This is a genomic window from Streptomyces sp. NBC_00683 (assembly GCF_036226745.1).
Taxonomy (GTDB): Bacteria; Actinomycetota; Actinomycetes; order Streptomycetales; family Streptomycetaceae; genus Streptomyces.
On record NZ_CP109013.1, the window covers coordinates 2,988,599 to 3,003,154 of the forward strand.

The 14,556-nt window shown below is 69.9% G+C and carries 11 protein-coding genes; 8 read left to right on the forward strand and 3 right to left on the reverse strand.

Annotation, left to right across the window (positions count from 1 at the left end; translation table 11 throughout):
* Positions 1-330: 330 nt before the first annotated feature.
* Positions 331-1,116: a hypothetical protein gene (locus tag OG257_RS13025; RefSeq protein ID WP_329207472.1), complete on the forward strand. Its 786-nt coding sequence runs from the start codon at positions 331-333 to the stop codon at positions 1,114-1,116.
* 67 nt (positions 1,117-1,183) lie between these two features.
* Here OG257_RS13025 and OG257_RS13030 read toward each other — a convergent pair whose 3' ends face one another.
* Positions 1,184-1,681 carry a MarR family winged helix-turn-helix transcriptional regulator gene (locus OG257_RS13030; protein ID WP_383185841.1) on the reverse strand — a complete coding sequence of 166 codons (498 nt, stop codon included), beginning with the start codon at positions 1,679-1,681 and terminating at the stop codon, positions 1,184-1,186.
* A 239-nt stretch (positions 1,682-1,920) separates the two neighbouring features.
* Here OG257_RS13030 and OG257_RS13035 point away from each other — a divergent pair, with 239 nt between their 5' ends.
* Together OG257_RS13035 and OG257_RS13040 are read left to right on the forward strand one after the other, a co-directional pair.
* Positions 1,921-2,754: a lysozyme gene (locus OG257_RS13035; RefSeq protein WP_329207476.1), complete on the forward strand. Its 834-nt coding sequence runs from the start codon at positions 1,921-1,923 to the stop codon at positions 2,752-2,754.
* Between the two features lie 174 nt (positions 2,755-2,928).
* On the forward strand, positions 2,929-3,681 hold the full coding sequence (locus OG257_RS13040; RefSeq protein ID WP_443054560.1) for a polysaccharide deacetylase family protein: 753 nt from the start codon (positions 2,929-2,931) through the stop codon (positions 3,679-3,681).
* A 102-nt stretch (positions 3,682-3,783) separates the two neighbouring features.
* Here OG257_RS13040 and lon read toward each other — a convergent pair whose 3' ends face one another.
* Complete coding sequence (lon, locus tag OG257_RS13045) at positions 3,784-6,213, reverse strand: endopeptidase La (protein WP_329207479.1); 2,430 nt, start codon at positions 6,211-6,213, stop codon at positions 3,784-3,786.
* A 323-nt stretch (positions 6,214-6,536) separates the two neighbouring features.
* Between lon and OG257_RS13050 the strand changes: the two genes are divergently transcribed.
* The 5 genes from OG257_RS13050 to OG257_RS13070 all read left to right on the forward strand — a co-directional run bounded on the left by OG257_RS13050 (position 6,537) and on the right by OG257_RS13070 (position 13,607).
* Positions 6,537-7,220, forward strand: coding sequence for a spermidine synthase (locus OG257_RS13050; RefSeq protein ID WP_329207481.1), 684 nt, complete (start codon positions 6,537-6,539; stop codon positions 7,218-7,220).
* A 231-nt stretch (positions 7,221-7,451) separates the two neighbouring features.
* Complete coding sequence (locus tag OG257_RS13055; RefSeq protein WP_014154105.1) at positions 7,452-8,189, forward strand: response regulator transcription factor; 738 nt, start codon at positions 7,452-7,454, stop codon at positions 8,187-8,189.
* Complete coding sequence (locus OG257_RS13060) at positions 8,186-9,262, forward strand: HAMP domain-containing sensor histidine kinase (protein ID WP_329207483.1); 1,077 nt, start codon at positions 8,186-8,188, stop codon at positions 9,260-9,262. Before OG257_RS13055 ends, OG257_RS13060 begins: the two co-directional genes overlap by 4 nt.
* Before the next feature lie 259 nt (positions 9,263-9,521).
* Entirely contained in the window at positions 9,522-13,334 is a 3,813-nt protein-coding gene (locus OG257_RS13065) for a multifunctional oxoglutarate decarboxylase/oxoglutarate dehydrogenase thiamine pyrophosphate-binding subunit/dihydrolipoyllysine-residue succinyltransferase subunit (RefSeq protein ID WP_329207484.1), read from the forward strand.
* Positions 13,335-13,424: 90 nt separating this feature from the next.
* The gene (locus OG257_RS13070) at positions 13,425-13,607 is read left to right on the forward strand and encodes a DUF6104 family protein (protein WP_003961784.1); all 183 of its coding nucleotides are present in this window, start codon (positions 13,425-13,427) and stop codon (positions 13,605-13,607) included.
* On the opposite strand, the gene OG257_RS13075 is transcribed toward OG257_RS13070, so the two are convergent.
* Positions 13,608-14,441 (reverse strand): hypothetical protein, encoded by an 834-nt coding sequence (locus OG257_RS13075; protein ID WP_329207486.1) that lies wholly within the window; start codon positions 14,439-14,441, stop codon positions 13,608-13,610.
* Positions 14,442-14,556 lie beyond the last annotated feature (115 nt).

A 14,556-nucleotide genomic window follows, 5' to 3' on the forward strand; every position in this document is an offset into this window, starting at 1 on the left:
AGCAGAGGTGACATACGGTCACATGAAAAGGCGCCCCCGCCCTGGTACGGCTTCTGACCATTCCAGTGCTTTTGAGAGGGGGGCGCGCATCAACCGCTCCGCCACTCGAACGAGTGAACATCACTCCGGAGTTGGCGAACAAGTCTCCCCACGGGCGCTCCAGGCCATGCGCGGCCCCTTGGGTGGAACTTCGGCCCAGGCTTTGGCAGGATGCCCGCCCGCATATGCACGGAGCCTCTCCTTCCTCCCGGGGAGGCCGCTCTGACCTGCCGGTACGGTCCAACCCGTGCTTCGTGCAGCCCCCGTGAAGACATCGTGCAGACTGATCGCATGCGCATCGAACTCGCCACCGCGCCGGGTAGCCCCGAACGTCCCAACGAGGACTGGGTATCCACCGCCCTCCCGGCAGCCGGCCTGGGCGGGGTGCTCGTCCTGCTCGACGGCGTCACGCCGCCCGGGGGTGACGACGGATGTGTGCACTCGGTGCCCTGGTTCACCGCGAGACTGGGTGGCTCGTTGGCCGAACTGTCCGCTTCGCGGCGGGATCTGACGCTGACCGAGATCCTCTCGATGTCCATTCGGCGCACCGCCGACACGCACCGTTCCCTGTGTGACCTTTCTCACGTACGAACACCGCAGGCGACGGTGGTCGTGGCACGCTGGGACGAACAGGAGATCGAGTACCTGGTGCTTTCCGACTCCGCACTGCTCCTCGAGGCGCCCGACGGCGCGGTGCGGGCGGTCCTCGACGACCGCCTCGACCGGCTGCCACCGGGCTCTCTCGCCTCCGAGGCGATCGCCGACGCGCGTGTGCGGAACAAGGAGGGCGGCTTCTTCACGGCAGCCGCCGACCCCGCGGTGGCATCACGCGCAGTGACCGGCCGCACCCCGCGCGCAGAGGTCCGGACGCTGGCGGCGCTGACCGACGGAGCGAGCCGCTGGACGGAGACGTTCCGTGAGGGCGACTGGACGGCGACGCTGGGGCTGCTGCGCAAGGCGGGGCCGCAGGGACTGATCGACCGGGTCAGGGAGCTGGAGAGGGCCGACACGGACCGCACGTACCTGCGCCGCAGCAAGACGCATGACGACGCGACAGCCGTCCTGGTCGAGCTGTAGGCCGACGCGGGCCGCGGCCCCGCCCGTCGCCGGCCCCGCGGTGTCCGCCCGTGTCCGCCCGACGCCCTCAGTCCTCGGCGCGCTCGTTCAAGTGGTGCAGCAGTCGCGCCAGTTCCGCGACCTCGGCACGGTCCCAGTCCGCCAGTTTGCGGGCATAACGTCCGCGACGGGCATCCCGGACACTCCGGAAGCGGGCGAGCCCCTCCTCGGTGAGCCGGACGAGCGAGGCACGGCCGTCCGCCGGGTCGCTCTCGCGCGCCACCAGCCCCAGGGCCTCCAGTGCGCGCAGCTGACGGCTCATGGTCGCCTTGCCGACACCGAAGTAGGCGGCGAGCTCGGTGGCACGCTGGCGGCCGGCCGACTCCAGCCGCACGAAGAGCCCGTAGGCCGCCGACTCCAGGTCCGGGTGGACCTCACGGGCCATCTCCCCCGAGCTGGCCCGCGCCCGGCGCAGGAACACCGCCAACTCGCGCTCCAGCGCAAGGAATTCGTGGTCCACACCACTCCCGGCCGCGGCACCGGGTTCACTTGCGCTTCCACTCCCGTGCACGTCAGCACCCTTCATACGCTTTCCCGCCGATGAAAGTTTCTTTCAGCCCCGGCCATCGCCGCAGCTGGGCCAGTATTTCGCAGGCGTAGACCATCGGCAGCGGCCGGTCCCCCTTCCGCCGGGCGGGTCTACGTGCGTAGCTTCATGAGTGTCACGGGTGGCATGCCCACACCATGGCGGCACGCACTGCAGGAGTGTCCCGCACCCGCTCCTGGGCCAGCAGTTCCCCCCACCGAGTCCTCGGAGGCACGCAGATGCCCGTGCACAGATCCGGATCCGGAACGACCCGCCGCTCGCGCCTCGCCGTAGCGGGATCCCTCCTCGCAGCCCTCGCCCTCCTGCTCGCGCTGCCCGGCGCGGCCGGCGCCGCAGACATTCCCCAGCGCGGTACGGCCAGGATGGGCCAGGGCGTCATCGCCCACGACGGACAGCAGGGGGGCAGCCCCACCGGCCCCTCCGCCGTCCAGACCGAAGGAGTGGACGTCAGCGGCCACCAGGGCAACGTCGCCTGGCAGACCCTGTGGAACAGCGGCGTGAAGTGGGCCTACGTCAAGGCCACCGAGGGCACGTACTACAAGAACACCTACTTCACGCAGCAGTACAACGGCTCGTACAACGTCGGCATGATCCGCGGCACGTACCACTTCGCCACCCCGGACACGACCAGCGGTGCGACCCAGGCCAACTACTTCGTGGACAACGGCGGCGGCTGGTCCAGGGACGGCCGGACGCTTCCGGGCGTGCTCGACATCGAGTGGAATCCGTACGGCGCGCAGTGCTACGGGAAGACCCAGGCCGCCATGGTCTCCTGGATCCGCGACTTCGCGAACACCTACAAGGCGCGCACGGGGCGCGACCCGGTGATCTACACCGCCACCAGCTGGTGGAAGGACTGCACGGGCAACAACGCGAGCTTCGGCGCCACCAACCCGCTCTGGGTGGCCCGCTACAACACCACGGTCGGTGAACTCCCGGCCGGCTGGGGCTTCTACACGATGTGGCAGTACACCTCGTCCGGCCCCACGGTCGGCGACCACAACCACTTCAACGGCGCCCTCGACCGCGTACAGGCGCTCGCGAACGGCTGACAGGACCCCACCCCGCACGACCGGGCCCCGGTGACAAGCCCCACGTCACCGGGGCTCCGTGCTGTCCCGACACTCACTATACATAATGCGTATACACACTATGTATAGTCGCGGCGTGCCGCACCGCCCGGTGCGGCTCAGCCACGAAGAAGTGAGCCTGCCGTGCCCAAAAAGATGTCGCCGTTCGGTACGGGACTGGCCGCCGCCCTCGTCGCCGCGCTCACGCTGACGCTCAGCGGCTGCTCGATGCAGACCACCGCCCCGGGGTCCGCGCGCCGGGAAGCCGCATCCGACGCGAAGGGGCGGTTCGGCCAGGTGGACTGCCGCAGGGCGAAGTGCATCGCGCTGACCTTCGACGCGGGCCCGGCGAAGGACACCCCGCACCTCCTGGACATCCTCAAGGAGAAGAAGGTGCCGGCCACGTTCTTCCTGCTGGGCAGGGACCACGTCCTGAAGCACCCCGGCACCGTGCGGCGCATAGAGGCCGAGGGGCACGAGGTCGCCAACCACACGTGGACGCACGAGATCCTGACGGACAGGGAGCCGGACGAGATACGAGCCGAGCTGGAGAAGACGCAGCTCGCGATCGAGAGGATCACCGGGAGGAAGCCGCGTCTGATGCGCCCCCCGCAGGGCCGTACCGACGACACCGTCTCCGGGATCTGCGCGGAACTCGGGCTCTCCCAGATCCTGTGGAGCGCGACCGCCAAGGACTACTCCACGAACGACTCCGCGCTGATCAGGAAGCGGATACTCGACCAGGCCGGCAGGGACGGGATCATCCTGCTGCACGACATCTACCGGGGGACGGTCCCCGCGGTGCCGGGCATCATCGACGCGCTCAAACACCGCGGCTACACCTTCGTGACCGTCCCCCAGCTGATGGCCCCCGCGGAGCCTGAACCCGGCACGGTCTACCGCCCCTGAGCCGCCCCCGGGAACGCGGAACGGCCCGCCCCTCCCTCGCGGGAGGAGCGGGCCGTCCGTACCGGCCGTGTCCGTGGTGCCACGCCCGTCACTGCATGACACCTACGCCGCAGCCGGGATCCTCTCCTCGGCCCCGACCGACGCCGGGGCGAGCGCGATCTCCAGCACCTGGCGGACATCGGTGACCGGGTGGACCTCCAGGGTGTCGAGGACCTCGGCCGGGACGTCGTCCAGGTCGGCCTCGTTCCGCTTGGGGATCACCACCGTGGTGATGCCCGCCCGGTGCGCGGCCAGCAGCTTCTGCTTCAGACCGCCGATCGGCAGCACCCGTCCCGTCAGCGACACCTCACCGGTCATCGCCACATCCGTCCGGACGAGCCGCCCGGAGAGCAGCGAGGCCAGCGCCGTCGTCATCGTGATGCCGGCACTCGGGCCGTCCTTGGGAACGGCGCCCGCCGGGAAGTGGATGTGCGCGCCGCGGTCCTTCAGGTCCGCGACCGGCAGTTCCAGCTCCGCGCCGTGCGACCGCAGGAAGCTCAGCGCGATCTGGGCGGACTCCTTCATCACGTCGCCGAGCTGACCGGTGAGGGTCAGTCCAGACGCCCCGGTCTCCGGGTCGGCCAGCGACGCCTCGACGAACAGCACGTCGCCGCCCGCCCCGGTCACCGCGAGCCCGGTGGCCACGCCCGGCACCGCGGTGCGGCGCTCGGCCGGGACCTGGGCGGACTCGGGAACGTGGTGGGGGCGTCCGATCAGGCCCCGCAGATCCTCGTCGGTCACCGTGAACGGGAGCTCCCGGTCGCCCAGTTCGTGCTGGGCCGCGACCTTGCGGAGCAGCCGTGCGACCGCCCGCTCCAGGTTCCGCACCCCGGCCTCCCTCGTGTACTCGCCGGCCAGCTTGCGCAGCGCCGACTCGTCGAGGCTCACCTCGTCCTTCTCCAGTCCGGCCCGCTCCAGCTGGCGCGGGAGCAGGTGGTCACGGGCGATGACGACCTTTTCGTCCTCGGTGTAGCCGTCCAGCCTGACCAGCTCCATGCGGTCGAGCAGGGCTTCCGGGATGGCTTCGAGCACGTTCGCCGTGGCCAGGAACACCACGTCGCTGAGGTCGAGTTCGACCTCCAGGTAGTGGTCGCGGAAGGTGTGGTTCTGCGCCGGGTCGAGCACTTCGAGCAGGGCGGCGGCCGGGTCGCCCCGGAAGTCCGAGCCGACCTTGTCGATCTCGTCGAGCAGGACGACCGGGTTCATCGAACCGGCCTCCTTGATGGCGCGGACGATGCGTCCCGGGAGCGCGCCGACGTACGTACGCCGGTGGCCGCGGATCTCCGCCTCGTCCCGGACACCGCCGAGTGCGACGCGGACGAACTTGCGGCCCATGGCGTGCGCCACGGACTCACCGAGCGAGGTCTTGCCCACCCCGGGCGGACCGACCAGCGCCAGCACGGCACCGCCGCGCCGCCCGCCGACCACACCGAGTCCGCGGTCGGCACGCCGCTTGCGCACCGCGAGGTACTCGGTGATGCGCTCCTTCACGTCCTGCAGGCCCGCGTGCTCCGCGTCCAGGATCTCCTGGGCACCCCTGATGTCGTACGCGTCCTCGGTCCGCTCGGTCCACGGCAGTTCCAGGACGGTGTCCAGCCAGGTGCGGATCCAGGAGCCCTCGGGGCTCTGGTCGGACGCGCGCTCCAGCTTCTCGACCTCCTTGAGTGCGGCCTCGCGGACGTTCCCGGGAAGCTCGGCGGCCTCGACGCGCGCCCGGTAGTCGTCGGACTCGTCCTCCGGATCACCGTTGAGCTCGGAGAGCTCCTTGCGTACGGCGTCGAGCTGGCGCCGCAGCAGGAATTCGCGCTGCTGCTTGTCGACGCCCTCCTGGACGTCCTTGGCGATGGATTCGGCGACGTCCTGTTCGGCGAGGTGCTCGCCGAGCCACTGGACGGCGAGCTTGAGCCGGGCGACCGCGTCCACGGTCTCCAGCAGCTGGACCTTCTGGGCGGTGGTGAGGAAGGGCGAGTAGCCGGAATTGTCGGCGAGAGCCGAGATGTCCTCGATCTGCTGCACCCGGTCCACGACCTGCCAGGCGCCGCGCTTCTTCAGCCAGCTGGTGGCGAGCGCCTTGTACTCCTTGGCGAGTTCGGCGGCGGAGCCGGGCAGAGGATCGGGCAGGGACACGTCGATCCGCGTGCCCTCCACCCACAGCGCTCCGCCGGGCCCGCTGGTCCCGGCACCGATCCGTACCCGGTCACGGGCGCGGATGAGCGCGCCCGGGTCCCCGTCCGAGAGCCGCCCGACCTGCTCGACGGTTCCGAGGACACCGGTCCCCGTGTAGTTCCCGTCGATACGGGGGACGAGCAGCACCTCGGGCTTGCCGCCGCCGGGACGCGCGACGGCCTGGGCCGCCTCGACGGCGGCACGTACTTCCGCATCCGACAGATCGAGCGGCACCACCATTCCGGGAAGCACGACCTCGTCGTCGAGCGGCAGCACGGGCAGGTCGATCGGCGTGAACGCCTGGGACGCATTGGACTCAGCAGTCATGATCTCCCCTTCGGCAGGCAAGTTGAGTTATGTGGACTCAATGCTCCTGCGCTGCCGAATGTTCCCCACCGTGCGTTCGCTCTCAGCGATCACCCTGGGGCCCTGCCCCCGCACCGGGGCCCGCAGGCCGTACGGCGCCTGCCTCTACGCCAGCATTCCGCGTGGCACCCCCATTCCCGACGGGCTGCGTTCGGGCGGCGGAATCGAACGCCGCGTCCGACCGGGCGGGAGCGTGAAACTGGCGGAAATCGGCTGGTCCCGGTGGCGGCACCTGGGGATGATGGACCGGCCGACCGCCCTGCCGCCGACCGGAGACCACCCACATGTCCGTCACAGACGCCCACCGCCCCGTCACGCTCGACCGGCGCGAAGGGCCCTACGGCGAAGTCGTCCTGCGGGAGCGCGGCGACGACTTCGAGATCATCGCCAACGGCTGCTTCCTCATGGACACCTCCGACGGGCGCTCCGAGCGGCTGCTGATCGACGCGGCGCTCGACGCGCTGCCCGACGGGCGGCCGGACCCTGCCGTGCTCATCGGCGGGCTCGGCGTCGGCTTCTCGCTGGTTCGCGCGGCGGCCGGCGAGCGGTGGGGACGGATCGTGGTCGTCGAGCGGGAGCAGGCGATCGTGGACTGGCACCTGGAGGGGCCGCTCGGCCGGATCTCGGGTGCCGCCCTCGCCGATCCGCGGACCGAGATCCTCCGTACGGACCTCGTCGAGCACCTCCTCACGACCACGGAGCGTTACGACGCCTTGTGCCTGGATATCGACAACGGGCCCGACTGGACCGTCACGGAGGACAACGGAAGCCTCTATTCACCGGCCGGTCTCGCGGCCTGCCTGGCACGCCTGACGCCCGGCGGAGTCCTGGCCGTGTGGTCTGCGCAGCCGTCCGCGGACTTCGAGAAAGCCTTGCGGAATGCCGGATTCCACGCGGTACGGACCGAAGAAGTAGCCGTTGCCCGAGGTGTGCCCGACGTGGTCCATCTCGCACTCCGGAGTGTCTGAACCCCCACCCGGTATCCACAGCCCCGGTATCCCACGGGCCAAGCGGCACAAGGCCGACGAACCGCCTCTCCCGCGGAGGTAACACCTTCACCTCGGTCAACACCCTGCGTAGCCGGGAGCCGTCTTCTGCCTTTACGCTCTGACCGGCACAAGGGATCACCCACGAAATCCACAAGCGATAACCGTGCCTCCGGGGGAATGGCCTCCGCGAGAACGGGCAGGGGCGGGGCGATGGAACAGACACACACCACCCACAACGGCGTCGCGGCCACCCCCGGGGCTCAGCGCCGGGTCCTGGTGGTCGAGGACGACGCGACAATCGTCGACGCCATTTCCGCCCGTCTGCGGGCCGAGGGCTTTCTGGTGCAGACCGCACTGGACGGGCCGGCGGCCGTGGATGCGGCCGAGGCCTGGCAGCCCGATCTGATGGTGCTCGACATCATGCTTCCCGGCTTCGACGGCCTGGAGGTCTGCCGCCGTGTGCAGGCCCAGCGCCCCGTGCCGGTGCTGATGCTCACCGCACGCGACGACGAGACCGACATGCTGGTCGGGCTCGGGGTCGGCGCCGACGACTACATGACCAAGCCGTTCTCCATGCGTGAGCTGGCGGCGCGGGTGCACGTCCTGCTGCGGCGGGTGGAGCGGGCCGCGCTGGCCGCCGTCACCCCGCGCAGCGGCATCCTGCGTCTCGGCGAGCTGGAGATCGACCACGCGCAGCGCCGGGTCCGCGTGCGCGCCGACGACGTCCACCTGACGCCGACCGAGTTCGACCTGCTGGTCTGCCTGGCCAACACACCGCGCGCGGTGCTGTCCCGGGAACAGTTGCTGGCAGAGGTGTGGGACTGGGCGGACGCCTCGGGCACCCGCACGGTCGACAGCCACATCAAGGCGCTGCGCCGGAAGATCGGCGCGGAGCGGATCCGTACGGTGCACGGCGTCGGTTACGCCCTGGAGACTCCCGCGCCATGACGCGGCCCGGCTCCGGACTGCGGCCCTTCTCGATCAAGGCCAAGCTGGGCACGCTCGTCGTGGTCTCGGTGTTCATCACGACGGGTCTGCTGATCGTCGCACTGCGCACCAGGACCGAATTCAGGTTCATCACGGTCTTCTCCGTGATCGCCACGCTGCTGATCACCCAGTTCGTGGCCCACGGCCTGACCGCGCCGCTGGACGAGATGAGAGCTGTCGCCAGATCGATCTCGCACGGCGACTACACGAGACGCGTGAGCGGCGCCGGACGCCGTGACGAGCTCGGTGACCTGGCGCAGACGATCAACCGCATGGCGGACGACCTGGAGGCAGAGGACCGGCACCGCAAGGAGCTGGTGGCCAACGTCTCGCACGAGTTGCGCACCCCCATCGCGGCGCTGAGAGCCGTGCTGGAGAACGTGGTGGACGGGGTGTCCGCCGCCGATCCCGAGACGATGCGTACGGCCCTGAAGCAGACCGAGCGCCTCGGCAGGCTGGTGGAGACGCTGCTGGACCTCTCACGGCTGGACAACGGCGTGGTGACGCTGAAGGCCCGCCGCTTCGAGGTGTGGCCCTACCTGTCGGGGGTCCTCAAGGAGGCGAACCTCGCGGCCTCGCACCGCAGGCTCTCCTCGGGCTCCGGCAACCACTCCCGTACGGACGTCCATCTGCACCTCGATGTCTCGCCGCCGGAGCTGACGGCGCACGCGGACGCGGAACGGCTGCACCAGGTGGTCGCCAATCTCATCGACAACGCGGTCAAGCACAGCCCTCCGCACGGCCGGGTCACGGTGCTGGCCCGGCGCGGGGACTACCCCGAGTCGCTCGAACTGGAGGTCGTCGACGAGGGCCCCGGTATTCCGGAGGCGGAGCGCCACCGGGTCTTCGAGCGCTTCAACCGCGGCCAGGCTCCCTACCCGCACGGCTCAGGCAACGACGGCGGTACGGGGCTGGGGCTGGCGATCGCCCGCTGGGCGGTGGATCTGCACGGCGGTCATATCGGCGTGGCCGAATCAGCCCGCGGATGCCGGATCCAGGTCACTCTTCCGGGGACATCTCAGTTCCGCAGTTGACCTAGAGTTCGAACCGGAAGGCGGCGTTCTACGCTGCGGCCCTGAAAGAGATACGGTCCAAGGGGCCGTGTCCACGGCCTCGCGTACCCGAAGTGCAGCGGAACCCCGCTTGTTTCCCGCCATTTCATGCGCCGAAACCCGGCTTCCGATGTGATGTGCACGACGAAGACCGGCCCGGCCTGCACGTAACGGCTGGGGAGGCGTAGCCTTGATTTCCGCTGTCCATCACCTTGTGAAGCGGAAGAGGGCGGTTGCCGCCGTGTCGTCTCAGTCCCCCAGTAACTCGAGCATCTCGACCGATCAAGAAGCAGGCTCCGGGTCCAACCCGGCGGCCGCATTCGGCCCCAATGAGTGGCTTGTCGACGAGATCTACCAGCAGTACCTCCAGGACCCCAGTTCGGTCGATCGCGCCTGGTGGGACTTCTTCGCCGACTACAAGCCGGGCACGTCCGGCACGGCGGACAAGCCCGGCCCCGCAGCCGCGGGGGCTGCGGTGACCCCGGCTCCCGCCGCGACCACCGTCAACAACGCCGTTCCGGCCGAGCCGGTGGCGAAGGCCCCGGCCACGGCCGCGGTGCCCGCACCCGCCGCTCCGGCGCCGAAGGCGGCGGCCCCTGCTCCGGCAGCGCCCGCCCCGGCGAAGGCAGCGCCCGCGAAGGCCGCACCGGCGCCCGCCAAGGCCGCCGAGGCGACCGAGGCTCCGGCCGGCCCGGAGTACGTGACGCTGCGCGGCCCCTCGGCCGCCGTCGCGAAGAACATGAACGCCTCGCTGGAGCTGCCGACGGCCACGTCCGTCCGCGCCGTTCCGGTGAAGCTGCTCTTCGACAACCGCATCGTCATCAACAACCACCTCAAGCGGGCCCGCGGCGGGAAGATCTCCTTCACCCACCTCATCGGCTACGCGATGGTGCAGGCCCTCAAGGCCATGCCGTCGATGAACCACTCCTTCGCGGTCAAGGACGGCAAGCCGACCCTGGTCAAGCCGGAGCACATCAACCTCGGCCTGGCCATCGACCTGGTGAAGCCGAACGGCGACCGCCAGCTGGTCGTCGCGGCCATCAAGAAGGCCGAGACGCTCAACTTCTTCGAGTTCTGGCAGGCGTACGAGGACATCGTCCGCCGCGCCCGTGTCGGCAAGCTCGGCATGGACGACTTCTCCGGGGTCACCGCCTCGCTGACCAACCCCGGCGGCATCGGCACCGTTCACTCGGTGCCCCGCCTGATGCCCGGACAGGGCCTCATCATGGGCGTCGGCGCGATGGACTACCCGGCGGAGTTCCAGGGCACCTCGCAGGACACCCTGAACAAGCTGGGCATCTCGAAGGTCATGACGCTGACCTCGACGTACGACCACCGGGTCATCCAGGGCGCCGCGTCCGGCGAGTTCCTGCGTGTCCTGTCCCAGCTCCTGCTCGGCGAGAACGACTTCTACGACGAGATCTTCAAGGCGCTGCGCATCCCCTACGAGCCGGTCCGCTGGCTCAAGGACATCGACGCCTCGCACGACGACGACGTCACCAAGGCCGCACGGGTCTTCGAGCTGATCCACTCCTACCGGGTCCGCGGCCACGTCATGGCCGACACCGACCCGCTGGAGTACCGCCAGCGCAAGCACCCCGACCTGGACATCAACGAGCACGGCCTCACCCTGTGGGACCTGGAGCGGGACTTCGCGGTCGGCGGTTTCGCCGGGCAGACGCTGATGAAGCTCCGCGACATCCTCGGTGTGCTGCGTGAGTCGTACTGCCGCACGACCGGCATCGAGTTCATGCACATCCAGGACCCGAAGGAGCGCAAGTGGCTCCAGGACCGGGTGGAGCGTCCGCGCCCCGCGCCGGAGCGCGAGGAGCAGCTGCGGATCCTGCGCCGTCTGAACGCCGCGGAGGCCTTCGAGACGTTCCTGCAGACCAAGTACGTCGGCCAGAAGCGGTTCTCGCTGGAGGGCGGCGAGTCCGTCATCCCGCTGCTCGACGCGGTCATCGACTCGGCCGCCGAGGCGCGCCTCGACGAGGTCGTCATCGGTATGGCCCACCGCGGCCGGCTGAACGTCCTGGCGAACATCGTCGGCAAGTCGTACGCGCAGATCTTCCGGGAGTTCGAGGGCAACCTCGACCCGCGGTCGATGCACGGCTCCGGCGACGTCAAGTACCACCTTGGCGCCGAGGGCACCTTCACCGGTCTGGACGGCGAGCAGATCAAGGTCTCGCTGGCCGCCAACCCCTCGCACCTGGAGGCGGTCGACCCGGTTCTCGAGGGCATCGCCCGCGCCAAGCAGGACATCATCAACAAGGCCGGCACGGACTTCACGGTCCTGCCCGTCGCGCTCCACGGCGACGCGGCCTTCGCGGGCCAGGGCGTCGTCGCCGAGACGCTCAACATGTCGCAGCTGCGCGGCTACCGCACCGGCGGCACGGTCCACGTCGTCATCAACAACCAGGTCGGCTTCACCGCCGCCCCGGAGGCGTCGCGCTCCTCGATGTACGCCACTGACGTGGCGCGCATGATCGAGGCGCCGATCATCCACGTCAACGGTGACGACCCGGAGGCCGTGGTCCGCGTCGCGCGGCTCGCCTTCGAGTACCGGCAGACGTTCAACAAGGACGTCGTCATCGACCTCATCTGCTACCGCCGCCGCGGTCACAACGAGGGCGACAACCCGGAGTTCACCAACCCGCAGATGTACACCCTGATCGACAAGAAGCGCTCGGTGCGCAAGCTCTACACCGAGTCCCTCATCGGTCGCGGCGACATCACGCTGGAGGAGGCCGAGCAGGCGCTCCAGGACTTCCAGGGCCAGCTGGAGAAGGTCTTCGCGGAGGTCCGCGAAGCCACCTCCGCGCCGTCCCAGCCGCATGTCCCGGACGTCCAGGCCGAGTTCCCGGTGGCGGTGAACACCGCGGTCTCCTCGGAGGTCGTGAAGCTGATCGCCGAGTCCCAGGTCAACATCCCCGACGGGATCACCGTCCACCCGCGTCTGATGCCGCAGATGCAGCGCCGCGCGGCCTCGGTGGACAACGGCACGATCGACTGGGGCATGGGCGAGACCCTGGCCATCGGATCGCTGCTGATGGAGGGCACTCCGGTCCGGCTCGCCGGCCAGGACACCCGCCGCGGCACGTTCGGCCAGCGCCACGCGGTCCTCGTCGACCAGAAGACCGGCGAGGACTACACCCCGCTGCTCTACCTCTCCGACGACCAGGCCCGTTACAACGTCTACGACTCGCTGCTCAGCGAGTACGCGGCGATGGGCTTCGAGTACGGCTACTCGCTGGCCCGCCCGGAGTCGCTGGTCATCTGGGAGGCCCAGTTCGGTGACTTCGTCAACGGCGCGCAGACGGTCGTGGACGAGTTCATCTCCTCGGCCGAGCAGAAGTGGGGCCAGACGTCCGGCGTCACGCTGCTGCTGCCGCACGGTTACGAGGGCCAGGGCCCGGACCACTCGTCCGCCCGCCCGGAGCGCTTCCTGCAGATGTGCGCGCAGGACAACATGACGGTCGCGATGCCGACCCTGCCGTCGAACTACTTCCACCTCCTCCGGTGGCAGGTGCACAACCCGCACCACAAGCCGCTGATCGTCTTCACGCCGAAGTCGATGCTCCGTCTCAAGGCGGCGGCGTCGAAGGCCGAGGAGTTCACCACCGGCGGCTTCCGTCCGGTGATCGGCGACGAGTCGGTCAAGGCCGAAGCGGTCCGCAAGGTCGTCTTCTGCGCCGGCAAGCTCTACTACGACCTGGACGCCGAGCGCGAGAAGCGTGGCGACACGGAGACGGCGATCATCCGTCTGGAGCGCCTGTACCCGCTGCCGGGTGCGGAGATCCAGGCCGAGATCGCCAAGTACCCGAACGCGGAGAAGTACCTCTGGGCCCAGGAGGAGCCGGCCAACCAGGGTGCGTGGCCGTTCATCGCGCTCAACCTGATCGACCACCTGGACCTGGCCGTCGGCGCCGATGTGCCGCACGGTGAGCGCCTGCGCCGTATCTCGCGCCGGCACGGCTCGTCCCCGGCGGTCGGTTCGGCCAAGCGTCACCAGGCCGAGCAGACCCAGCTGGTCAACGAGGTCTTCGAGGCCTGACCGGCTGCTGTACGCACCGTCGGTGCCCGGTCCCGCGAGATCATCGCGGGGCCGGGCACCGCGGCGTTCCGGCCTCGTTATTCTGGTCGCATGTACTTCACGGACCGTGGCATCGAGGAACTTGAGAAGCGGCGCGGCGAGGAGGAAGTCACCTTCGAGTGGCTCGCCGAGCAGCTGCGTACGTTCGTCGACCTCAACCCCGACTTCGAGGTTCCTGTCGAGCGCCTGGCGACCTGGCTGGCCCGGCTGGACGACGAGGACGAGGACGAGTAGTCACCGCCGGGGCGTTCCCGCTGCCTCCGCTTCGCGTCTGAACCGGTTGTAGGCGAGCCCCAGGGCACCCTGCACCAGCAGGATCAGGCCCGCCGCGACCCAGCCCCCGCTGCGCCGGCCGGCACCCCACAGGGTGAGCGGCACTCCTACCGCGACCTGCGCCGCGGCCGCCGCGCGGGCCCGGGGACCGAGCACCCACGGCCCGAGGCTCCCGCTCTCGACCGCGTCGAGCTCCACCCGTACGGCATCGCGCCAGCCGGCCCACTCGATCTGTTCCGCTCGGGGGTGCGCCCCGGCCACGCTGCGCAGCCGGTCGGCGGACTCTCCGGGGGTGAGGCCGGCCGGGAGCGCGACTCCGGTACGGGTGAGGACGGAGAGAAGTCCGCGCAGCCGGGCGTCGGCGTCCGCCTCCGGATCCGGCCGGGTCAGCGCCTCCAGCTCCTGGACGTCCAGGACCGGATCGAGGCCCAGCCGTACCGCGAACGTCCGCATGGCCTCGTCCTCGCCCGCCGGGGTGCCGTCGGCCAGCCAGATGTAGCCGACCGGGCGGCGGAAGCCCGAGGCGAGGGTGTAGCCGGAGCGGTCGCCGTCCCACCACAGGGCGAGCACCGGCCAGGCCGAACCCACCGCGAGCGCGGTCGCCCAGCCGCCGAGGACCCGGTCGACCGGCTCGCCGCCCTCACTGCGCCAGGGCTTCCCTTCGGGAACGACGGCGGTCCACCCGTCGCCGGCCGGGGTGAGCACCATCGGCTCACGCAGGAGATGCGCCAGGGGCCGTACGGTCTCGGGGTCGGCCCGGCACAGCAGCAGAGCGCCCACGGATGTCGCGGTCATGGTCCATACGCTAGGGCAATTCGCCCGTACATGACTCGATTTGCCCACTCCCGCCGCCCATGCGCAGCCCCTTGACTTCCGCAATCCGCGATATATCGTGTTCTCAAGAGACGCG

What these genes read in the sequence shown, in the direction of transcription:
- OG257_RS13025 (WP_329207472.1), top strand. Translation starts at nt 331, where the DNA reads ATGCGCATCGAACTCGCCACCGCGCCGGGTAGCCCCGAACGTCCCAAC.
- OG257_RS13030 (WP_383185841.1), bottom strand. Translation starts at nt 1,681, where the DNA reads ATGAAGGGTGCTGACGTGCACGGGAGTGGAAGCGCAAGTGAACCCGGT.
- OG257_RS13035 (WP_329207476.1), top strand. Translation starts at nt 1,921, where the DNA reads ATGCCCGTGCACAGATCCGGATCCGGAACGACCCGCCGCTCGCGCCTC.
- OG257_RS13040 (WP_443054560.1), top strand. Translation starts at nt 2,929, where the DNA reads ATGTCGCCGTTCGGTACGGGACTGGCCGCCGCCCTCGTCGCCGCGCTC.
- lon (WP_329207479.1), bottom strand. Translation starts at nt 6,213, where the DNA reads ATGACTGCTGAGTCCAATGCGTCCCAGGCGTTCACGCCGATCGACCTG.
- OG257_RS13050 (WP_329207481.1), top strand. Translation starts at nt 6,537, where the DNA reads ATGTCCGTCACAGACGCCCACCGCCCCGTCACGCTCGACCGGCGCGAA.
- OG257_RS13055 (WP_014154105.1), top strand. Translation starts at nt 7,452, where the DNA reads ATGGAACAGACACACACCACCCACAACGGCGTCGCGGCCACCCCCGGG.
- OG257_RS13060 (WP_329207483.1), top strand. Translation starts at nt 8,186, where the DNA reads ATGACGCGGCCCGGCTCCGGACTGCGGCCCTTCTCGATCAAGGCCAAG.
- OG257_RS13070 (WP_003961784.1), top strand. Translation starts at nt 13,425, where the DNA reads ATGTACTTCACGGACCGTGGCATCGAGGAACTTGAGAAGCGGCGCGGC.
- OG257_RS13075 (WP_329207486.1), bottom strand. Translation starts at nt 14,441, where the DNA reads ATGACCGCGACATCCGTGGGCGCTCTGCTGCTGTGCCGGGCCGACCCC.